The 19,677-nt window shown below is 72.6% G+C and carries 22 protein-coding genes and 1 pseudogene; 9 read left to right on the top strand and 14 right to left on the bottom strand.

The features are described from left to right. Nucleotides 1–9 precede the first annotated feature (9 nt). Complete coding sequence (locus ACT3TZ_RS09455; RefSeq protein WP_444583159.1) at nucleotides 10–747, top strand: endonuclease/exonuclease/phosphatase family protein; 738 nt, start codon at nucleotides 10–12, stop codon at nucleotides 745–747. Between the two features lie 18 nt (nucleotides 748–765). Here ACT3TZ_RS09455 and ACT3TZ_RS09450 read toward each other — a convergent pair whose 3' ends face one another. The 5 genes from ACT3TZ_RS09450 to ACT3TZ_RS09430 all read right to left on the bottom strand — a co-directional run bounded on the left by ACT3TZ_RS09450 (nucleotide 766) and on the right by ACT3TZ_RS09430 (nucleotide 6,519). Further along, entirely contained in the window at nucleotides 766–2,805 is a 2,040-nt protein-coding gene (locus tag ACT3TZ_RS09450) for a glycosyltransferase (protein WP_444583158.1), read from the bottom strand. Between the two features lie 9 nt (nucleotides 2,806–2,814). After that, complete coding sequence (locus tag ACT3TZ_RS09445; protein WP_444583157.1) at nucleotides 2,815–3,603, bottom strand: DUF4184 family protein; 789 nt, start codon at nucleotides 3,601–3,603, stop codon at nucleotides 2,815–2,817. A 196-nt stretch (nucleotides 3,604–3,799) separates the two neighbouring features. Next, nucleotides 3,800–4,216 carry an SRPBCC family protein gene (locus ACT3TZ_RS09440; protein WP_444583156.1) on the bottom strand — a complete coding sequence of 139 codons (417 nt, stop codon included), beginning with the start codon at nucleotides 4,214–4,216 and terminating at the stop codon, nucleotides 3,800–3,802. 56 nt (nucleotides 4,217–4,272) lie between these two features. Further along, complete coding sequence (locus ACT3TZ_RS09435) at nucleotides 4,273–5,781, bottom strand: DHA2 family efflux MFS transporter permease subunit (protein ID WP_444583250.1); 1,509 nt, start codon at nucleotides 5,779–5,781, stop codon at nucleotides 4,273–4,275. A gap of 231 nt (nucleotides 5,782–6,012) precedes the next feature. After that, nucleotides 6,013–6,519, bottom strand: coding sequence for a GNAT family N-acetyltransferase (locus tag ACT3TZ_RS09430; RefSeq protein WP_444583155.1), 507 nt, complete (start codon nucleotides 6,517–6,519; stop codon nucleotides 6,013–6,015). 229 nt (nucleotides 6,520–6,748) lie between these two features. On the opposite strand from ACT3TZ_RS09430, the gene ACT3TZ_RS09425 reads away from it, so the two are divergent. Then, the gene (locus ACT3TZ_RS09425; protein WP_444583154.1) at nucleotides 6,749–7,345 is read left to right on the top strand and encodes a class I SAM-dependent methyltransferase; all 597 of its coding nucleotides are present in this window, start codon (nucleotides 6,749–6,751) and stop codon (nucleotides 7,343–7,345) included. 219 nt (nucleotides 7,346–7,564) lie between these two features. Continuing rightward, entirely contained in the window at nucleotides 7,565–8,356 is a 792-nt protein-coding gene (gene erm, locus ACT3TZ_RS09420; RefSeq protein ID WP_444583153.1) for a 23S ribosomal RNA methyltransferase Erm, read from the top strand. Here the strand turns inward: erm and ACT3TZ_RS09415 are convergent. Further along, nucleotides 8,313–8,786 (bottom strand): DUF1990 family protein, encoded by a 474-nt coding sequence (locus ACT3TZ_RS09415; protein ID WP_444583152.1) that lies wholly within the window; start codon nucleotides 8,784–8,786, stop codon nucleotides 8,313–8,315. The two genes, erm and ACT3TZ_RS09415, sit on opposite strands and share 44 nt — an antisense overlap. A 233-nt stretch (nucleotides 8,787–9,019) precedes the next feature. Here ACT3TZ_RS09415 and ACT3TZ_RS09410 point away from each other — a divergent pair, with 233 nt between their 5' ends. Further along, entirely contained in the window at nucleotides 9,020–9,421 is a 402-nt protein-coding gene (locus tag ACT3TZ_RS09410) for a VOC family protein (RefSeq protein WP_444583151.1), read from the top strand. Nucleotides 9,422–9,560: 139 nt separating this feature from the next. Here the strand turns inward: ACT3TZ_RS09410 and ACT3TZ_RS09405 are convergent, their stop codons facing one another. After that, nucleotides 9,561–10,187 carry an FAD-dependent oxidoreductase gene (locus ACT3TZ_RS09405; RefSeq protein WP_444583150.1) on the bottom strand — a complete coding sequence of 209 codons (627 nt, stop codon included), beginning with the start codon at nucleotides 10,185–10,187 and terminating at the stop codon, nucleotides 9,561–9,563. 334 nt (nucleotides 10,188–10,521) lie between these two features. Then, nucleotides 10,522–10,590: pseudogene (locus ACT3TZ_RS09400) on the bottom strand (hypothetical protein); the annotation flags it as partial. Between the two features lie 221 nt (nucleotides 10,591–10,811). Here ACT3TZ_RS09400 and ACT3TZ_RS09395 point away from each other — a divergent pair. Further along, the gene (locus ACT3TZ_RS09395) at nucleotides 10,812–11,363 is read left to right on the top strand and encodes a DUF2087 domain-containing protein (protein WP_444583149.1); all 552 of its coding nucleotides are present in this window, start codon (nucleotides 10,812–10,814) and stop codon (nucleotides 11,361–11,363) included. On the opposite strand, the gene ACT3TZ_RS09390 is transcribed toward ACT3TZ_RS09395, so the two are convergent. The 3 genes from ACT3TZ_RS09390 to ACT3TZ_RS09380 form a co-directional block, all read right to left on the bottom strand. Next, complete coding sequence (locus tag ACT3TZ_RS09390) at nucleotides 11,356–11,709, bottom strand: hypothetical protein (protein WP_444583148.1); 354 nt, start codon at nucleotides 11,707–11,709, stop codon at nucleotides 11,356–11,358. The two genes, ACT3TZ_RS09395 and ACT3TZ_RS09390, sit on opposite strands and share 8 nt — an antisense overlap. A 385-nt stretch (nucleotides 11,710–12,094) precedes the next feature. Then, on the bottom strand, nucleotides 12,095–12,817 hold the full coding sequence (locus tag ACT3TZ_RS09385) for a DUF899 family protein (RefSeq protein WP_444583147.1): 723 nt from the start codon (nucleotides 12,815–12,817) through the stop codon (nucleotides 12,095–12,097). 210 nt (nucleotides 12,818–13,027) lie between these two features. Then, complete coding sequence (locus tag ACT3TZ_RS09380; RefSeq protein ID WP_444583146.1) at nucleotides 13,028–13,393, bottom strand: hypothetical protein; 366 nt, start codon at nucleotides 13,391–13,393, stop codon at nucleotides 13,028–13,030. Between the two features lie 234 nt (nucleotides 13,394–13,627). Here ACT3TZ_RS09380 and ACT3TZ_RS09375 point away from each other — a divergent pair, with 234 nt between their 5' ends. From ACT3TZ_RS09375 to ACT3TZ_RS09360, 4 genes are read left to right on the top strand one after another with little or no spacing between them, the layout of a single operon-like run. Next, a complete protein-coding gene (locus ACT3TZ_RS09375; RefSeq protein WP_444583145.1) occupies nucleotides 13,628–14,467 on the top strand; it encodes an ABC transporter substrate-binding protein in 840 nt (279 codons plus the stop codon). Next, the gene (locus ACT3TZ_RS09370; protein ID WP_444583144.1) at nucleotides 14,386–15,375 is read left to right on the top strand and encodes an extracellular solute-binding protein; all 990 of its coding nucleotides are present in this window, start codon (nucleotides 14,386–14,388) and stop codon (nucleotides 15,373–15,375) included. The genes ACT3TZ_RS09375 and ACT3TZ_RS09370 overlap by 82 nt, the downstream gene beginning before the upstream one ends. After that, nucleotides 15,363–15,776, top strand: a complete 414-nt coding sequence (locus tag ACT3TZ_RS09365) for a carbohydrate ABC transporter permease (protein ID WP_444583143.1) — start codon at nucleotides 15,363–15,365, stop codon at nucleotides 15,774–15,776. The genes ACT3TZ_RS09370 and ACT3TZ_RS09365 overlap by 13 nt, the downstream gene beginning before the upstream one ends. Before the next feature lies 1 nt (nucleotide 15,777). Continuing rightward, a complete protein-coding gene (locus ACT3TZ_RS09360; RefSeq protein ID WP_444583142.1) occupies nucleotides 15,778–16,653 on the top strand; it encodes a carbohydrate ABC transporter permease in 876 nt (291 codons plus the stop codon). On the opposite strand, the gene ACT3TZ_RS09355 is transcribed toward ACT3TZ_RS09360, so the two are convergent. The 3 genes from ACT3TZ_RS09355 to ACT3TZ_RS09345 form a co-directional block, all read right to left on the bottom strand. Next, nucleotides 16,631–17,530, bottom strand: a complete 900-nt coding sequence (locus ACT3TZ_RS09355; RefSeq protein ID WP_444583141.1) for an ATP-binding domain-containing protein — start codon at nucleotides 17,528–17,530, stop codon at nucleotides 16,631–16,633. The two genes, ACT3TZ_RS09360 and ACT3TZ_RS09355, sit on opposite strands and share 23 nt — an antisense overlap. Before the next feature lie 15 nt (nucleotides 17,531–17,545). Next, the gene (locus ACT3TZ_RS09350) at nucleotides 17,546–18,853 is read right to left on the bottom strand and encodes a hypothetical protein (RefSeq protein ID WP_444583140.1); all 1,308 of its coding nucleotides are present in this window, start codon (nucleotides 18,851–18,853) and stop codon (nucleotides 17,546–17,548) included. A 201-nt stretch (nucleotides 18,854–19,054) separates the two neighbouring features. After that, nucleotides 19,055–19,663, bottom strand: coding sequence for a GrpB family protein (locus tag ACT3TZ_RS09345; RefSeq protein WP_444583139.1), 609 nt, complete (start codon nucleotides 19,661–19,663; stop codon nucleotides 19,055–19,057). Nucleotides 19,664–19,677: the final 14 nt, after the last annotated feature.

Below are 19,677 nucleotides of genomic sequence, written 5' to 3'. Positions count from 1 at the left end.
CTGGTCGCCATGAGCGACCTCGACCGCGGCCCCGTGCGCCGCCTGCGCATCCTGAGCTGGAACATCTGCGAGCTGCGCGGGGACCTCAGCGCCCTCGTCGAGGCCGTCCGCGACCTCGACCCCGATGTGTTCCTGGTCCAGGAGGCGCCGCGCCTCGTGCTGCCGCAGACCCGCCTGGACTGGTTCGCGCGACGCATCGACCGGCGGATCCTGGTGGGAGGCCGCTTCGGGCGCGGCCTCGCGATCCTGGGCACCGACGAGGTGGCTCGGCAGGTGATCCGGCGGGGCATGCACAAGGTCCGCCAGGTCATCACCGACGGCAAGTCCACCTACCCGCGGGGCGTCGCCGCGGTGCGGCTCTCGGTGGGCGACGGCCAGGAGCTCCTGGTCTCCTGCATCCACTTCGCCCTCCAGGAGGACAACCGCCTCACGCACGCGCGGCACGTGGTCGAGCTCATCGAGGGCGCGGGAGCCCCGGTGGTGATCGGCGGAGACCTCAACGAGGTCGCGACGGGACCGGCCCGGTCCCTGCTGGCGGAGGTCTCCCGGGACCCGGCGGAGCCGGCCCAGTGGACGTTCCCCGCCTCCGGTCCCACGCGTCGGATCGACGCCCTCTACGCGACCCCGGGCGTGCGGGTGCTCGACGCGCGACGCGTCACCGAGACGGAGCATGTGCCGGCCGACCGCTTCTCGGCCGCCTCGGATCACCTGCCCACGCTGCTGGACATCGAGGTCCCCGCCTTCTGAACGGCCGGGGCCCCTGGCTCACGCCTCGCGCAGCCGGATCCCCGTGCGCAGGGGCAGCAGGTGCTCCTGCCCGCCGCTGAGCCGCAGCCGGACGCCGCCGGGGTGCCCGGCACCGGGCTCCTCGCGGCCGAGCACGTCGAGCTGCGTGCGGTGGGCCTCGAGCGCGGCGGCGACCGCCTCCATCGCCTCGGGGGTGTCGCGCCAGGAGAACGACGGGTCGGGCGTGTCGTCGTCCAGATAGCTCGCGACCTCGACGAACGGCACCGAGGTGCGGTCCGCGGCCGCGCTCGTGATCGTGTGCACGAGCACGTGGTCGGGATGCCCGTAGGTCCCGTCGTCGTCGTAGGAGACGAGCACGTCGGGGCGGACGTGGTCGATCAGCGCCACGAGGTCCGCGACGGCGTCCTCGACGGGACGCCGGGTGAAGGCGTCGGGGCCGGTGTCCTCGGCGGGCCCCGCGAGCTCGGGCGTCACCCAGCGCATCCCGGAGTCCCGGTAGCGGCGTTCGGGAGCGCCGGGAGCGAGGGCGGGCGGTGTGCCCAGGGTGTGCCGCTCGGAGATCCCGAGGGCGGAGGAGGCGGCGTCCAGCTCGGCCGAGCGCACCGCCTCGAAGGGGCGTTCGTCCCCGTCGGGCCGCGATCCGGGGATCGTCTCGCCCTCTTCGCCGCGCGTCGCGGTCACGAGCACCACGCGGGCTCCGCCGAGGGTCAGGTGGGCCAGGATCGGACCGGTCGAGAGGGTCTCGTCGTCGGGATGCGCCTGGACCGTCAGGACGGTGCGGGCTCCGTCGAGCAGGCTCCACGGATCGTCCGCGGACGTGCCGCCTGCGAGGACGGCCCGAGGGGCAGCTCCCCGCCCGGCGACGACCTCGCGGTACACCTCCGCGAGGTGCTCGGCGCTGGCATCCCAGGTGCGGTGGGTGGCGAACTCGCGCGCGAGGCGGGACCGGCGTCCGTGCTCCGCGGCGTCGCTGAGGATTGTCTCGGTCGCGTGCGCCCAGACGTCGGCGTCGCGGCTGTCCAGGACGATCCCGCCGTCGCCGACCGCCTCGGCGACGCCGCCGGCGCTGCGCCAGGCGATGACGGGGGTGCCGCTGGCCTGTGCCTCGAGGGCCACCAGGCCGAACGTCTCCGACCAGCTGGGCAGCAGCAGCACCGTGGCCCGGCGCATGAGCTCCGAGAGCTCCTCGCGGGAGGCGGGGCCGTGGACGTCGACGCGGTCCTGGACCCCGAGCGCGCGGGCCAGGTCGTGGAGCTCGTCGGTGTACGCGGCGAAGTCCTCCGACGCGGCCCCGGCGAGCACGAGCCGTGCCCCCCGCGTGGCATCGAGGCGCGCGAGCACCTCGATCGCGAGGTCCGGTGCCTTCAGCGGCTGCAGGCGTGCGGCGAACAGCAGGGTGGGCGGACCGTCGAGATCTGGGCGCTCCGCCGGGTGGAACACCGTCGTGTCGACGCCGGGACGCACCACGGCCACCCGGGAGGCGGGGACCTCGTACCGCTCGCGCACGGTGCGGGCCTCGGCCTCGGAGACGGCGACGACGAGGTCGGCCTCCTGAGCGGTGAGGCGCTCCCCGGCGATCCGGCCCCCGGACTCGGCGGGCTCGCCCGCACGGAGGGACGAGGCATCACTCGGTGCCGCGACGGAATGGAAGGACTGGACAATCGGGATGCCGTGCTCGCGGGCGACCGGCAGGGCCGCGACGCCGCTGAACCAGTGGTGGGCGTGCACCACGTCGTAGTGGTCGTCGTGGGCAGCCAGGTGCGCACGGAGGGCGACCTCGAAGGGCGCCACGGCCTGCTCCATGTCGCTCTTGGCCAGGGGGCGCGGCGGGCCGGCGTCGAGGCGGATCAGCCGAATCCCTGCGGAGACATCCTCCACGGCGGGCTCGGCGGTGCCGGTGCGGCGGGTGAAGAGGTCGACGCTGTGCCCGAGGCGGGCCAGAGCACGAGCCTCCTCGAGGACGACGACGTTCATCCCTCCGGCATCGGCGCTCCCGGGACGGGCCAGGGGCGAGGTGTGCAGCGAGATCGCCGCGACGTGCAGGGGCGCCGGTGACATGCGGACATCCTAGGAGGTGCGGGCACCGTCCGCTGTCGCCGTGACCTCCGATGGCGCGGTGCGGGGGAGCGCCCACCACAGCGCGCATGCGGCGAGCAGTCCGATCGCCGCAGCCGTCACGGGGCGCGTCGCGAGGAGGAAGACGATGTCGCGCGGCGGCATCGTCCCCCAGCTCGCCCCGAGCACGGTGCCGGCGGTCCCCGCGGCGAGCACGGCGGGGAGGACCAGCACCAGCAGGGTGGCGTGGGCGTGGAGACGGGGGACCGGACGCGCGACGCCACGACCGAGCGCCAGCACGGCGAGGGCCGCGATCCCCACCAGGCCCACGACGGAGCTGAGGTACTGCAGCCAGGCGTGGACCGGGAGCCCCTCGATGACGGAGGACAGCCACGGCACCCGCTGGACCATCCAGCCATGGGAGTGCGTGAAGGCGTCCCAGGTGATGTGGGTCCAGGCGCCGATCACGAGTGCCACCGCGGCCAGAAGCACGGTGCGCAGCCTCCCGAGGGCGCTGCGATCCGGGGTGCGGAGCGCAGGGAGGCGCTCCCGCACCCAGTCCGGTGCGGCGTCCATGAGGGGCACGCGGAGGAGCAGCCGCCACAGCAGCAGCAACGCGGCACCGAGCACGAGATCCACGCTCACGGTCCCGAGCGGCGCGTGGGTGGTCGAGTAGGCGACGGGCAGGCCGGTGAACAGCACGAGGTCCGGGATCATCGCGCCGATCGCCAGCGCGTCCAGCGGCAGGCCGGTGCGGCGCAGCGGGACGACGGCGAGCGGGTGGGCGAGGGTGAAGGGCACATCGCGATCGTAGGTGGACGCAGGGTGCGGTCACGAGGGAGGGGCGAGATGTGCGCCGCACCTTCACCGGGCCACCACACCCCGCCCTCCCGCGGGACTGTCGGGTGTCGGGTGTCGGGTGTCGGGTGTCGGGTGGTGGGTGCTGGGTGCTGGGTGTCGGGCGCCGGATGTCGCGTTGCGGGCGCGGGGATCCGGGTCAGGCGTCGTGCTCGAGGACCTCGCGCAGGCGCTCGAGGTCCTCGGCGACAGCTGCGGCGTCCTCGTCCAGGGCCTCGGGGGAATCCTGTCGCACCGTGAACACGACCTCGCTGGCCTCGGGGCCCAGCGCCAGGACCCGCATGGGGTTCAGCACGGATGTGCCGTCTGCGAGGGTGACCACGTGATCGAGGACCCCCAGGTCGTTGGGAGCCGCGAAGCGGACCAGCACCCGCCCCATCGGGGAGTCCATCGACCAGGCCTCGGCCTCGCGGCGGACGTCGGATCCGGCCAGGCCGCGAGCCCATCGGGGCAGGTTCTGCGGATCGGCCGCGAAGGCGTAGACCTCTGCGAGGGGTCGCCGGATGATCTGGGTGACGTGGCGGGACGCGGGGGGTCGGGGCGTGATGGGGCTCATCGGCCCGACCGTAGCAGCGGCGCTCCGCGCCGTCCCGGGCCGTCCCGCCCACGCGATCAGTTCTCCGACCACGCTCCGCGGTCGACGGGCCGCCCGATCACCAGGGACGCCAGCATCCCGGCCACCGCCAGGGCGATCGGCAGCAGCAGGGAGTCGCCCATCGCGGTGGCGAACGGAGCGTGGAGGACTGCGGGCAGGACGCCCGTCTGCGCGGCCTCCCCGGCACCGCCGGCGGGCGCCGCGCCGCCGGGGGAGACCGCCGCGATCTGGCTCGCGATGTTCGAGCTCATGATCGAGGCGATCGCGGCCGAGCCCAGCACGGAGCCGATCTGGCGCGTCTCGTTGTAGACGCCGGACCCGGCACCCGCCATGCGGGGTGGGAGGTTGCGGGTGGCGGTCATCGACAGCGGCCCCCAGATCAGGGCGTTGCCCAGGCCCAGCAGCAGGAACGGCAGCAGCAGGAGAAGACGCGAGGTGTCCGGCTCCATGAGTGCCCGCAGCCACACAAGGCCGACGGCGATGCTCGCGAAGCCGCCCACGGCGAGCCAGCGCGGGTTCACGCGGTTGATGAGGCGACCGACCACGGGGGCCAGCACCCCGGACAGCACGGCCATCGGCGTGGTCATGAGGGCCGCACCGGTGGGGGAGAGCCCGTGCACCTGCTGGAAGTACAGGGTGATCGGGAAGGCCAGGGTGAGCACCGTCGCGCCCATCATGGCGATGGCGATGTTGGCGACCGAGAAGTTGCGGTCCCGGAACAGCGAGAGCGGGACGAGGGGCTCGCGCGGGTTGACGGCCTGCCAGAGGACGAAGGCGATCATGACGACGATGCCGGCGATGATGAGCGCGGGCACCGTCACCGGGATGCCGGTGCTCCAGCTGCCGATTTGCAGGTTGCTCGTGATGGTGCCCCAGTCGTAGACGTTGCCCTCCTGCACGCCGAAGACGAGGAGGAACAGGCCGACCGCCGACAGCACCACGCCGATCCAGTCGAACCCGTGGGAGCGGCGTGAGAACCGCGGGACGTTGCGCACGGCGAGGACGAGCGCGACGATGCCCACGGGGATGTTGACGAAGAAGATCCAGGTCCACCCGGGGCCGTCGACGAGCAGGCCGCCCGCGATGGGGCCCACGAGGGTGGCCAGGCCCGCGGTGGCTCCCCAGATCGACATGGCCTGGGCGCGCTGGGCGGGCGGGAACATGCGGGTGATCATGGACATCGTCTGCGGTGTCATCATACCGGCGCCGAGCCCCTGGACCACGCGCGCCACGATGAGCATCTCGACGCTGCCCGAGAGCCCGCACCACAGGGAGGCCGCGGTGAACGTGACCAGCCCGATCAGGTACAGGTTCTTCATCCCGAACCGGTCCCCGAGGCGACCGGTGATCAGCAGCGGGACGGCGTAGGCCAGGAGATAGGCGCTGGTGACCCAGATCAGGGAGTTCAGCGAGGTGCCCAGGTCCTCCTGCATGCGGGGCAGGGCCACCGTGACGATGGTCGTGTCGACGAGGATCATGAAGAAGCCCAGCACGATGGACCACATCGCTGGCCAGGGCCGATCCATCCGCGGGTCGCGGTCGGTCGCGGCCTCCGCGTTGACGTCGGTGGGGGTCGATGGGGTGCTCACGGGCGCCTCCTGGGGAACGGATCGATGCGGCCCTCACGGGCTCCCGGGTGCCGGGGGCAGGTCGCGCAGAGGAAATGTATGCCCCCGCCCCGACATCCGGAACGCCATGGAGGCCGGACGTGATGCGGGAGACGTCCCGGTCGTCCGGAGGTGCTCGGCCCGAGGACCTCAGAGCTCCTGGCGCATCTCGACCACGTCGAGGACGGCCCCGGTGAGGCTGCGGCGGCTGCCGCGGGAGACCACCCGCAGCCCCAGGTGCGTGTACAGGTCGATGTTGCCCTGCTCGGCGGCGCGGACGACGCATCCGAGCTCGGGGGCGCCCATCTCCCGCGCGCGGTCGCGCGCCCAGTCCACGAGGGCACGGGCCAGGCCCGCGCCCCGTGCGTCGGGCACGACCGCCAGACGCGAGAAGTGCGGGATCCGGTCCTCGCCCACGGCGATCCGAACGCTGGCGACGGGCTCGCCGTCGCGCTCGACGATCGCGATGCGCACCCCGGAGGCGAGCGCCTCGCGCACCGAGGACACGGTCTCGAGCATCGCGCCCGACGGTGCTCCCCGGGACGTGTACTCGGCGAAGGCGGCGTGGAGCACCGCGACCGCGAGCGGCACGTCCTCGGGGCCGATCTCGCGCGGTGCGGCGGGCACCGGCTCCTGCGGAGGTGCGGCGTGGGTCACAGGCGGAACGGTCGGGGCCGGACCGGGTGGTCGGGGCGCAGATGACGAGGCTGGGTGCGGCTCGATGGGCGTGTCGTCGTCGTCCGCGCAGGTCATCGATGGATCATAGGGCGGGATGTCCCGAGCCCGCGGACGAGGCTCCGCTCCTCGATGGCCTCGCATGTCGACGTTCGCCCGCGGCGTAGTCACGATGGTGGACAACGACGCCCGTATCGTTACCCTGGAAAACATGCAGACGGCACCAGACATGGATTGGCACGCGTATAATGCGTCGGCTGCGGGGCGTCCCGCGCGACGGCTCGTCGCCAAGGCCATCCTCGCGGCGGGCGGCGGCCAGGGCCGGACGGTCCTCGAGATCGGAGCGGGCGGGGGCGCCGACGCCCTCGAGTTCGCGCGGCATGGATGGATGGTCCACGCCTACGACTCCGACGACACTCTCACGGCCCGCCTGGTCGAGAACACCCGCATGAGCGGCCACGTGCAGTTCCACCACGGCGATGCCGCTCAGGTCGAGACCTTCCCCGAGGCGGACGTGGTCTACGCCGCGTACTCCCTGCCGATGCTCGGCGCGGACCTCCCGGCCGTGTGGGCCCGCCTGCGCGCGGCCCTGAAGCCCGGGGGTGTGGTCGCGGTGGACCTGTTCGGAGATCGCGACACCTGGGCGGGTCAGGACGACGTGGCCACCGTGACCCAGAGCGAGCTCGCATCGATGTTCGAGGACCTCGTGATCCTGGAGCAGAACGTCCGCGACGAGGACGGCCGCTCCTTCCGCGACGACAAGAAGCACTGGCACGTCATCTCGACCCTCGCGCGCCGCCCCCGCTGACCGGGGAGCCCCTGGGGGCGAAAACCCGTGCGCTCGACCTTCCCTGCCCCGTACGGTCGTCCCGTGATGATGACCTGCTCGGCATTCGTGCGGACCCGCCGTCCCTGACGGCGCGGATCCCAGCGACACCCCTGTCCCGACGCTTCCGCGCCGCCCTCGGCCCATGGCCGGGCGGTGCGTCGTGCTGCCCGGCTCCCTCCTTCGGACAGGAGCCATCCCATGTCCCATCCCCATCGCCCCGGCCGCCACGAGCTGGGCCAGAACTTCCTCACCGACCCTCGCGTCATCGCTCACGTGGTGCGCCTCGCCGCGGCCTCGCGCGGGCCGCTCGTCGAATGGGGCACGGGCGACGGAGCTCTGACCCGACCTCTCGGGGAGCTGGGCCGTCCTCTCGAGGGCGTCGAGATCGATCCGGAGCGTGCCGCGCGGCAGCGCCACAGGGTCGGACCCGACGTCACCATCACCGAGGGCGACCTCCTGCGTCATGCCCCGCCCCGCGGCTCGACCGTGGTGGGCAACGTCCCCTTCCACATCACCACCCCCGTGCTGCGCCACCTGTTCCGCCGCCACGGCTGGCACCGGGCGGTTCTCATCGTGCAATGGGAGGTGGCGCGCAAGCGGGCCGGTGTCGGCGGCGCGACCCGCATGACCGCCGCGGTCTGGCCCTGGTTCGAGATGCGGCTCGAGGCACGCGTGCCCGCCCGCGCGTTCCGGCCGGTGCCCTCTGTCGACGGCGGGATCCTGGTGATCGAGCGCCGGAGGCGTCCGCTCCTGCCGCAGGGCGACGCGGGGGCCTATCGCGCCTTCGTGGGCCGGGTGTTCACCGGTCGCGGCCACGGGGTGCGCGACATCCTGGCGCGGACGGGCTGGGGCTCGCGCACGGCCGCCGCCGACGCGTGCGCGCAGCTCGGCATCTCGCCCCGCGCTCTGCCGCGCGATCTCGATGCCCGGCAGTGGGCCGGGCTGTTCAGCGGACGGCCCGGAGGGCCGCCTCGAGGTAGCGCGCGGTGATCCGTCGCTGGACCGCGCGGGCCACCGGCGCGCCGACCCGGGCCCACCACGGGCCGGGGCGGGAGAGGGCGTCCAGGGTGAACCGGACGGTGCCGGCGGCATCGTCGACGGTCACCGCGAACGTCTCCTCGCCCTCCTCGGGATGTCCGGGCAGCGCCCGGTAGGTGAAGGCCGCACGCAGGGAGGTCCGTTCGACGGCGACGAGTCGGACCGGTGCACGCATGGTCACGGGCCCGCACCGCACGTGCAGGGTCGCCGTCACCTCGCGGGATCCGAGCGGCTCGACCCGTGCCGGACCCTCGACCCGCAGGCCCGCACTTCGGTGGAACTCCCAGGAGAACAGGGCGCGCGCGGCGCGATCGAAGACCTCCGGTCCGGAGCCCAGCGCGATGGACTCCTCGGTGCGGGTCCACCGCCGTGCGCGCGTCATGGCGCGATCGTAGGCACGTAAGCACGTAAGCCCGTAAGCCCGTGTGCTCGTGAGCTCGTGAGCTCGTGAGCTCGTGTGCCCGTGTGCCTGTGATCCCGTCGGCGCCGGCATGCTGCGATTTCGGTCCGAGGACGTCCGACTTCTCCGGAGGCGCCACGTCCGTCGGGCTCCGACGGTACGGTCGGGTCACCCGGGCCGTTCCGGGCGCAGGGACAGAGCCCGGGAGGGACACCATGCAGCTGCGCTTCTACACCGTCGTCATCGACTGCCGCGACATCCACGCCCAGGCCCGGTGGTGGGCCGAGGCCCTGGGCTGGCGCATCGTCTTCGAGAACGACGAGGAGGTGGCGGTGATCCCGCCCGAGCTCGAGGACGCCCCGATCCCCGCCGCGGCCTGGGCGAGCGCACCGCCCGGGCTCGTGTTCGTCCATGTCGACGAGCCCAAGACGCTCAAGAACCGTCTCCACATCGACCTCGCACCGCATCTCGAGGACGATCGCGACGCCCAGATCCAGCGACTCCTGGACCATGGCGCCACCCGAGCCGACGTCGGACAGTCCGCCGACGTGAGCTGGGAGGTCCTCGCCGATCCCGAGGGCAACGAGTTCTGCGTGCTGTCCTCCCGGGAACGCTGAGCGCCCCGCATCGCGAGCCGACCGCGCCCGGGCGGTCCGGCGCCCAGGACGTGACGCCGATCCTCGCGCGCCCGCCGGCATCGAGGGCGTCGCGGGGATCCTCGCGTGGCAGCGCGCCGAGCCCGCGGACCCTCGCGTGTCACCGCGCCGAGCCCTCGGCCACCGTAGCGGCGCGCCCGGTGCCGACGAGCAGCGAGATCGCACGATCCCGGAGCCCGGCACCGCGTCGGGCGGTGCCCAGCCCCAGCACCGCCGTCGAGCCGATCCTCCATGCCTGGTCCGGGAGGTGCCGGGCCACGGCGTAGGAGGCGAGGGCTCCGGGCACGGTCCGCGCGGTGCGCAGACGATCGGCGAGCACGCGGGCGTCGACGAGCGCGGTGTTCGCGCCGTGTCCGAGGTTGGGGGCCATCGCGTGGGCGGCGTCCCCGATCAGCACCACGTTCTCGCGCACGGGCACGACGCCGGGGACGGTCGCGATGCCGTGGACCACGGTGCAGGCGGGATCTGCGGCCGCCGGCGATGCCGCGCAGATGCTCGATGGCCTCGGTGATGCGCGCGGACCGGTGCTCGGGGACGGCCGCGAACCAGTTGGTGCCGCCGTCGGCCAGGGGCGTGATCCCGAACAGGAACCGAGGGTTCCAGGTCTCGGAGATCTCCGGAGGAGGGATCGTGGCCGTCCCCCGCAGGACCGTCCGTCCGCAGTTCCGCACCCGTGCGCGATCCCCCCAACCCGAACGCCGCACGAGGGAGTGCAGGCCGTCGGCACCGACCAGGACGTCCGCGTCCGCGCGGAGGGGGCGGATGTCCTCGATGCGCTCGTGATGTCTCCGCACCGTCGAGGGCAGGGCCTCCAGCAGGAGCCCGACCAGTTCCGTCCGCGCCACGAGGAAGGCGCCGCCGGCCGGGATCCGGGCGATCACCTGGCCCCGCGCGCCTCGCACCACACCTGATCGGGGGCGCGCCGAGATCTCGCGGACCTGCTCGAGGACGCCGAGGCGGCGCAGGACCTCCTGCGCCGCGCCGAACAGTCCCAGGGAGGTGCCCACGGACGGCAGGGCGAAGGCCTCGTCGTACAGGTGCACACGGTGGCCGTCCCGGGCCAGCAGCGAGGCCGCGGCGAGACCCGCGACGCCCGCGCCGAGGATCCGGATGGTCGAGGACCCGCTCATGCGGCCCGAGTCTAGGGCGAGGGTCCTCCGCGGGAACCCGTTTGACCGCACGGGGCGGCGCGTGACAGGTTCGTGTTCGGCGATGGCTCATCGCCCAGTCGGCGTCCGGCCCCGGACCGCGCGCTCGACGAAGGGGAGCAGATCCTCGGGCCGTCCGATGCTCATGACCGCGTCCGCATGCCGACGCACTCCGGGGGTGCACCCGGCACGAAGGACCCGCCATGACCACCGACCGTGACTTCAAGAGGGTCGTGCGTGCTCGCTCGGCCCGCACCGGCGAGAGCTACACCGCCGCCCGCGCCGCGCTGATCGCCGAGCGCGCCGTCGATCCCGCACTCCTGCCGACCTCGGCCCCGAGCGCTCCTGGCGCTGCGCGGACGGAACGGCCGGACCCGCATCGGGCGCGCGCCGAGCACGAGCGCCTCCTGCGCCCCTTCGTCGTCGACGGGCGGATCGTGCAGATCCCCGCACGACGACGCCCGCTGTTCGCGCTCCTGCTCGAACTCCTCGCGCGCTTCGTGCCGGGGGAGACCGTCTCCGAGAGGGAGGTCGGGCAGATCATCGGTCCGGTGCACGAGGACGTGGCGTTCTGGCGCCGGGAGCTCGTCGACTACGGACTGCTGTGTCGGGATTCCCTGGGGACCTATTGGGTCACCGACACCCTGCCGCTCCGTGAGGGCAACGCGGTCCAGGAGCAGACGGACTGGGAACACGTGTGGCTGCCGGCGTTCCTCGCCCGAGCATCCCGGGGCTCCCCGGACGACGTCAGCTGATCAGGCGCAGCAGACCGAAGGCCAGGGCGGAGACGACGATCCACAGCACGGCGCCCACCACGAGCGGGAGCCACGGGAGCGCCCCGCGGCGCAGGAGATTCCAGGCTCCGACGATGGCCAGCACGCCGACCCCGAGGCTCAGCAGTCCCCAGACGATCGCCACGACGATCAGCGGGACCTGATCCGGGATCAGCCCGGCCTCGTCCCGGGCGGCGCTGGTGAGGGCGACGAGCATGAGGAGCTCGGCGACGACGAGCACGACGCCGGCCACCAGCAACGGCAGCGCGGCGCGCAGGGCCGAGGTGCCGGCTGTGAGGTCATCGGTCCGGGGCTCTGAGCTGTCCACAGGTCCACCTCGCGCTCGGGTGCGGCACCCTGGCCGGGCGCCTGCCGTGCGTCCATCATCGCGCAGCGCCGCGACGGCTCCCGGCAGGGGCCCGCTCACAGCGAGTCCTCGTGGTGGCGGAGGGAGGCAGAAGGGTCCGCCGGTGCTACGGTCTGCATCCAGGGCATCGGCGCAGACGCGATGTCTCGAATCCATCGACATGAGGACGTCCCATGCGGCTCGTCGTTCCTCCCCTGACCGAGGTCCTGTGGGGCCTGGGCATCCTCTTCGTGCTCGCCGTGCTCGCGACCCTGGTCATCGCGGCATGCATCGGCGCCTTCCGATTGCTCGCCCGACCTCGGGCGATGCCGTGTCGCGAGCACACACCGACGGCAACGGAAGATCCTCAGCCGTAGGTGGGGTGCTGGGGCCAGCCCTCGGGGCTGTCCTCCCAGTCCTGTCGACGGCCGTAGACCGTGCGGTCCATGATCTGGGCGACCGGCAGGATCGCCTCGGTCCCGCGTGCCCGCGTCGCGTATGTCAGATGGATCCGGTCGCCGCGCCGCAGGTAGTAGGAGTAGCCGGGCACCGGGCCGGAGTACCCGCCGTCGGGGTTCTCCAGCGTCCATCCCCAGTCCCGGTGGTAGCCCGTGCCCTCGGAGGAGACCCAGGTGTGGGGCCAGCCGCGCCGCGCACGCCAGGCCTCGAGCTTGTCGATGCCCGCCTCGGAGATCAGGGCGAAGGCGATGCCCTCGTCCGCGAGACGGGTCATGTCCGCGGGGAGGTTGTCGACCGCCCACGTGCACGACGGGCAGCCCTCGTCCCAGTCGGGCGCGAACATCACGTTCTGCACGAGCAGCACATCGTGCTCGCCGAACAGCTCGGACAGGTGCACCGTCCCGTCCGGGCCGGTGAACGCGTAGTCCTCCACCTCGACCATCGGGAGCCGACGGCGCGCCGCGGCAGCCGCATCGCCGGCCCGGGTGACCTGCTTGTCCAAAACCACCTGCTGGGCCAGAGCGGCCTCGAAGGCGGCGCGATCGACCACGGGCGGTGCCGCAGCGGGGGCCGAGGTCCCGGGGGTCGTGGCCTCCGGCTCGGGGTTCGGGTCCTGCGCGGTCTCAGCCATAGCTGCTCCTCGTCGTCGCGGGACGTGCGCCCCTCGGGGGTGGTCGGAGCGCGCCGGACGCGGCGTCACCGGCCTGTGCACCTACGGTAGGGCCACGGGTGCCCGGTGGAGGCGGGAATGGGCAGAATCCGAACGGGAGCCCTTCCGGGCGCACGTCGGGTGCCACCGCGGTCCCGATACCTGGCCTGTGGGGGCCGTGGACGGCGGTGGTCAGGGCACCGCGCGCAGCGTCCCGCGCCGGGGCACGGGTCCAGGGTGCTCCTCACAGAGGCCCTCCGCGCAGGCCCGGGTCGCCGACCAGCGGGCCAGCGCCCCCAGGGCCAGGTCCGCACAGTCCTCGAGCGACCGCGGGCGGAGCACCCGCACTCCGTCGGCGACGGGTTCGACGACCACCCACGTCGGGACCCCGCTCTGCGGCAGCCGGCCGAGCTCGATCGCGCGCCCTGCCGAGACCGGCAGGGTCAGGGACCCGCTGGGCCCCACGACCAGACGGTGGGTGAGAGCGGGCCGGGCATCGACCAGCCGTGCACGGATGCGTTCACGCTCGCACAGGGCTGTGCTTCGAGGGTGGGCCATCGGACCTCCAGGGGAGCGCCGACGATGGAGGGCATCGCCGGGACGTCGGGACGAGCTCGACCGTAGGGGGAGGGACCGACAGACGAGCAGACCGGCACATCAGGTAACGAAGCGAGCACCGGAGCGGCAAGGCGTGGTTACCACCGAGGACCGTTCGAGGCCGCTCCTACATTGACCGCAATCCGCAACGGCGCGGACCCCGCACACAGGCGGGATGACGAGGAGACGAATCTCGTGGATCGACGGACGTTCTTCTCCGGTACGGCAGGACTCATGGGCGGAGCCCTCGCGTTCAGCGCCTGCGGCGGCGAAGGGGGCGACGGCGGCGGCATCGACGGGGCGGGCAAGACCATCTCGGTCCTCATCGCCGCCAACTCCAACCTCCCCGAGCAGCAGCGAGACTGGTTCACCGAGATCTCCACCGAGTTCGGGGAGCAGACCAAGGCGAAGGTCTCGTTCGACACCTTCGCGAGCGCCAACGACGAGCTCCAGCACATCCGGACCGCGGTCACCTCGGGACAGGCCCCCGACGTCTACATGCTGGGGACGACCTTCACCGCGCTCGCGGCGTCGACCGGCGCGTTCGTGCCGCTCGACGACGCGGCGTGGACGAAGGTCGGGGGCGGGGATCGCTTCGATCCGGCGTCCCTGGGCATCTCCGGCAAGGACGAGGACAACCTCGTCGCGGTCCCCCTGCGCAGCCACCCCTTCGTGCTCGCCTACAACACCGAGCTCTTCTCGCAGGCCGGGATCACCGACGTGCCCACCAGCTGGGACGAGCTGCGCGAGGTCGCCAAGGACCTCACCAAGGACGGCGTGTACGGGCTCGCGGTCGCCTACGCCGACACGTTCGATCCGTGGAAGTTCATCTGGGCGATGGCGCTGCAGGCCGGCACCGAGATCGTCACCAAGGACAAGAAGGCCCAGCTGGACGACCCGGCCGTGCTCGCGGCGTACCAGACCCACTTCGGTGGCTCACCGACGACAAGGTCGTGGACCCGGCATCGATCGGCTGGACCAATGCCCAGGCGCTCGCCGAGTTCGCCTCCGGCAAGGCGGCGATCATGCTCATGACGACGGCCACCTCGTTCCCCACGCTCGAATCCTCGGCGGTCGCCGGCAAGTACGCCTACGCGCTCATGCCCACGATCCCCCCGGGCGCGACCGAGCTGCCCTCGGGCGGCAGGGAGGTGGCGTCGATCCTCTCCGGCGACAACGTCGTGGTCGCCGACTACTCCGAGGTCAAGGACCTGGCGTTCGCCTTCCTCAAGCTGCTGACCGACAAGGATCCGCAGATCGGCTACCAGAAGACCTTCGGCGACTTCCCGACCAACGTCGAGGCCCTGGCCGCGGTGTCGGCCGAGACGGAGGCGTTCGGTCCCATCGCGGCGGCGGCCAAGCAGTCCTTCGGCACCCCGTTCGTGGGGTCGTGGTCGCAGATCCAGGTGTCGCTCACGGAGATCTCGACCAAGAACTGCCCGAGCTCGCCAAGGGCCCATCCCCGAGAGCACGCTCACCCAGCAGCTCTCCGACGCGCAGACGGCCGCCCAGAAGGCGCTCGACTCCGAGCCGACGTGAGTGCCACTGTCCGTCCCGCGGAGGTCACCCCCGACCTCCGGAGATCCGGGTCCCGGACCCGCCGGGACCGTGGTCGACGGGAGCCTCGACCCTGGTGGATGATCGCGCCGCTGGGGGTCCTGCTCACCGTCGTCATCCTGATCCCGGCGGCGATGGCCGTGTGGTTCTCCCTCCTCGGCCTGAACCAGTACACGCTGCGCACGTGGACGCGATCGGCGTTCGTGGGTCTCAGCAACTACCAGGACGCCTCCACGAGCTCGCCGCGTATCGACAGCAACGGGACGAGCGTGTTCATCGCGGCCACCGCGCCGATCATCGTCATCCCCCTCGGGGTGGCGGGGGCGCTGGCGACCCACACGGCCTTCCCCGGTCGCGGACTGGTCCGCTCTCCGTGCCCGCCCTGATCTTCGTGACCGCCTGGTCCAGCTGGCCGTTCGTCTACCTGCTGGTGCTCTCAGGCCTGCAGTCGATCCCCGTCGAGGGGCACGAGGCCTCGGCGCTGGATGGTGCCGGCTACGGGAAGAAGCTGCGTCGGATCGTCCTGCCCTATCTCAAGGGCCCCGTCGGCCTGGCCTCGGTGATCTCTGTGCTGCACGACTTCGACGCGTACACCCTGCCGGCGCTGATGTTCGGCGTCCCGGCCCCGGATGCCGTCAACGTGCTGCCGGTCCTCACCTTCACCACCACCTTCACCACCTCGCAGTTCGGGCTGGGCGCCGCGATGTCGATCGTGTCCCTGATCCTCGTGCTCATCCCGCTGCTGGTGTGCCTGCGCATCATCACGCTCGACAAGGGGGATGGCTGACATGGCCGCATCTCGCGTGGGCTCCCGGGCCACCGAACGGATCCTCCCGGGCTGGCTGCGGGTCGTGGTGCTCGCGGTGCTGCTGGCCTTCGCCCTGGTCCCGGTCCTCTACGTGATCATCGCGTCGATCTCCTCGGACGTGGACGTCGCCGCGGGCAACCTCTGGCCCGAGGACTTCAACTTCGGCAACTACCAGCAGATCTGGAACACCGTTCCCCTCGCCCGGGGGCTGGCCAACTCCTTCCTCGTCGCCGGCGTCGTGGCGATCGTGTCCTCCCTGCTCGCCGCCGCCGCGGCGTACTTCCTGGTGCGCTACCGCTTCCGGGGGCGCCTGACGGTGCTGCGCTCGCTCGTGGGGCTGCAGTCGATCCCCGGCACCCTGCTGCTCGTGCCGATCTTCGTGCTGTTCGCCTTCCTCGGGAGCAAGATCGGGATCTCGATCATCGGGACCACTTGGGGCCTGATCATCACGTACCTGACGTTCGCGATGCCGTTCGCCACCTGGGTGATGGTCACCTACATGCGGGGCCTGCCGCGCGAGCTCGACGAGGCGGCGCGGATCGACGGGGCGAGCTCCTTCACCCTGTTCCGCACGGTGATCCTCCCGTTGAGCTGGCCGGGGATCGTCGTGGCCGCCGTCTTCAGCTTCCTGCTGGGCTGGAACGACGTGATGTACGCCCAGATCATGACCAAGCCCAGCAGCCGCACGGTCGCCGTCGTGCTGCAGGTGTTCAGCACCGGCAGCGAGGGCGGGGCGCTGCCGCCCTACGGGCAGATGATGGCGGCCTCCCTCGTCTGCGCGATCCCCGTCGTGGCCCTCGACCTGGGCTTCCAGCGGTTCCTGGTCACGGGGCTCACCGCGGGGTCGGACAAGTAGTGTCCGTGAGCTCGTCCTCGACGACGACGAGCTCGCGGGTCGCGCGGGTCATCGCGACGTAGCGCGCCGCGGCGCCGTGGCGCCCGGTGCCCAGGGTCCCGGGCTCCACGAGCACGACCGTGTCGAACTCGAGCCCCTTGGCGAGGTCGGGGGTCGTGACCTGGAGGCGATCGGTCCCGAGCCTCTCGGCGAGCTCCCGGACCTCGGACGGAAGCGCCAGGCCGATGATCGCGGTCGTGCCCTGGTGCCCGGCCTCGATGCGGAGGCGCACCTCGTCCAGCACCCTCGACAGGCCGTCCCGGGGGACCCGCCGCACGGGCACGCCGCTGCGGCGGATCGAGTGGGGCACGTTCGCCTCGGGGACCGCCGCCCGGATCTCCGGCCCCGCGATCTCCATGATCTCGGCAGGAGTGCGGTAGTTGATGGAGAGAGGGGAGACGGTCACCCGGTCCAGGCCCACCCGGGACAGGCGCTCGGCCCAGGTGCCCTCGAAACCCTCCGCCGCCTGGGCGCGATCGCCCACGATCGTCAGCGACCGCGAGGGGCAGCGGCGCAGGATCACCTGCCAGGCGGTGTCGCCGAGCTCCTGGGCCTCGTCCACGACGACATGCAGGAACGGCCCCGCCAGGGCGTCCAACTTGGGCGGTGCGGTGCCGACCGCGGCATCGAGATCGGCGCGCAGATCCTCGCCCCGCAGCATCGACATCTGCAGCATCTCGGTGTCGTCGCTCGCGATGAGGTCGGCGACGACGTCGTCCAGCTCCGTGCGAGCCCGCACGCGCGCGGCCTCCCGGCGGCGGTCCCGCGTCTCGGCGTCCGGGTCCCCGAGGCGGTCTCGCGCCGCATCCAGCAGGGGCAGGTCCGCGATCGTCCACATCTGCGGGGACTGCCGTCACAGCAGGGAGCGGTCCTCGGGCGAGAGCCACGGCGCGCAGTGGCGCAGCAGTGCGGGGACCTCCCACAGGTCGGCCACGACCTGCGGGGCGCGCAGGGTGGGCCAGTCGCGCCGCAACGAGGCGGTCACCTCCTCGTCGCGTGCGAGCGCCGCCTGGACGGCGTCGGCGCCGGGGGCGTCCTCGTCGTCCCCGAGACGTTCGACGACGATGGCTGCCAGCTCGGCCAGGATCAGCCGCGGTGCGAGGTTGTGGGGCGTGCCCTCGGGGACCCCGTCGATCGCCAGGGTCCAGTCCGTTGCACGCACGGGCACCGGCCCCGTCCCGGGGCCGACCTCGTGCGGCGAGGTCGGTGCGTCCTCGGAGAATGCGATCGCGCGCTCGACGGCCTCGAGCATCCGCGGATCCTCCTTGAGATCTCGCACCCGCGGGTCGGTCTCGGGCTCGGCCCGGGCGCCCTCGGGCACGAGATCGGCCAGGGTGCAGGTCACGACGTCGTCCTCGCCGAGGCCCGGGAGGACGTCTGCCACGTAGCGCAGGTAGGGCCGGTGCGGGCCGACGACCAGCAGGCGGCCCCGGCCCTCGCGCAGGCGCGGGTCGAAGTACTGCAGGTACGCGGCGCGGTGCAGGGCGACCACGGTCTTGCCGGTGCCGGGCCCGCCGTCGACCACCAGGGGGCGCCGGGCATCTGCGCGGACGATCGCGTCCTGGTCGGCGGCGATGGTCGACAGCACGTCGCGCATCCGAGGTGTGCGCACCTCGGCCAGCTGGTCGAGGAAGGAGGATTCGTCGTCCGGAGCGGTGTCCGCGTCGCGGGTCGCGAACCCGAGGGCTTCATCGGAGTAGTCGCGCACGCGGCCGCCGGACCAGCGATACCGGCGGCGGCTCGTGAGCCCCAGGGGCTCGGCGCGGGTCGCCGCGAAGAACGGCTCGGCGGCGGGGGAGCGCCAGTCGACCAGGAGGGTGGTGCCGTCGGAGTCCTGGAGACCCAGGCGGCCGATGTGCACGCGCTCACCGCTGTCGCGCGTCATCCGTCCCAGGCAGGCGTCGTGCCCGACTCCTCGGAGCGACCGCAGACGCGCGTCCAGGCGCCGCAGCTCGGCATCGCGCTGGACGGACTCCTGGCCGCCGCGCACGGGCGCGCGGCGGATGCCGGCGGTGCGGTCCTCGAGATCGCTGACCTCCGCGGCGAGCGCCTGCGCGATGGCGGCGAGGTGGACCTCGTCGGAGGCGACGAGCGCGGGATCCGCGCGGGGAGAGGGGCCGGGGGGCAGGTCGAAGAACCGGTCGGGAGATGCGTGCTGCACAGGTGCTCCAGGGGTGGGGTCCTCGTGCCCGACGGGGCACGAGCGAGTGATCCTCCACCCGGGAGGGGGCCTTGCCGCAAGCCCCCATCTGCGAGATATCCTGGTCATGGCGGACGAGCGGAGCGCCGAGCGGCCAGCACCGAGGCCCGCAGGTCGCACCGGGGGATCGCGCTCGACGGCACCGCATCTGCGCGACGACGTTCAGCCTCGTGCCCACCTCTCGAACTGCTCCTGCGCCTCGTCGAGGAACACGGTCTTGGCGCGGGTGTAGTCGTCGTAGTCGTCCTTGCCGACATTCTGGGCGCTGAGATCCGCCTTGAGCGCCCCGTACCGATCACGCTCATGGGGATGCGCCCGCAACCAGTCCCGGAACCACACGGTGTAGCGGCCCCACGGAGAATCTGTGCGCCGGATGTGCAGGATCACGTGCTGCTCCTCGTGGACGAAGATCGCCTTGGCCCAGACCTCCTGGGGCACGACCTCGTCGCCTCGGGGGATGTCCCGATCGATGCCCGGTGGATCCGCGCGTGCCCCCCGGGCCCGCACGTAGCCCAGGTCCCCGATCCGCGCGTCAACCGCCTCTTCATCGGGCAGGGGCAGGATCCGCACCTGCAGGTCGAGGAACGGCTTGGCCGCGAGCCCGGGAACCGCCGTCGAACCGATGTGGTCGACGAGAGCGCTCCGAGCGCCCGGGAGGTCCGCGAAACGAGCCCGGAGCTGCGCGAGGTGGCGATGGGCCTGCGCGGCCCAGCGAGGATCCGGGGCGCTCAGCGCCGCAGGATTGTGCTCGGGTCCGCTGCGGGCATCCATGGTTCCAGGCTAGG

The sequence above is a fragment of the Brachybacterium sp. AOP25-B2-12 genome (assembly GCF_052378625.1).
Classification (GTDB): domain Bacteria; phylum Actinomycetota; class Actinomycetes; order Actinomycetales; family Dermabacteraceae; genus Brachybacterium.
This window is presented reverse-complemented; position numbering and strand designations above follow the sequence as displayed.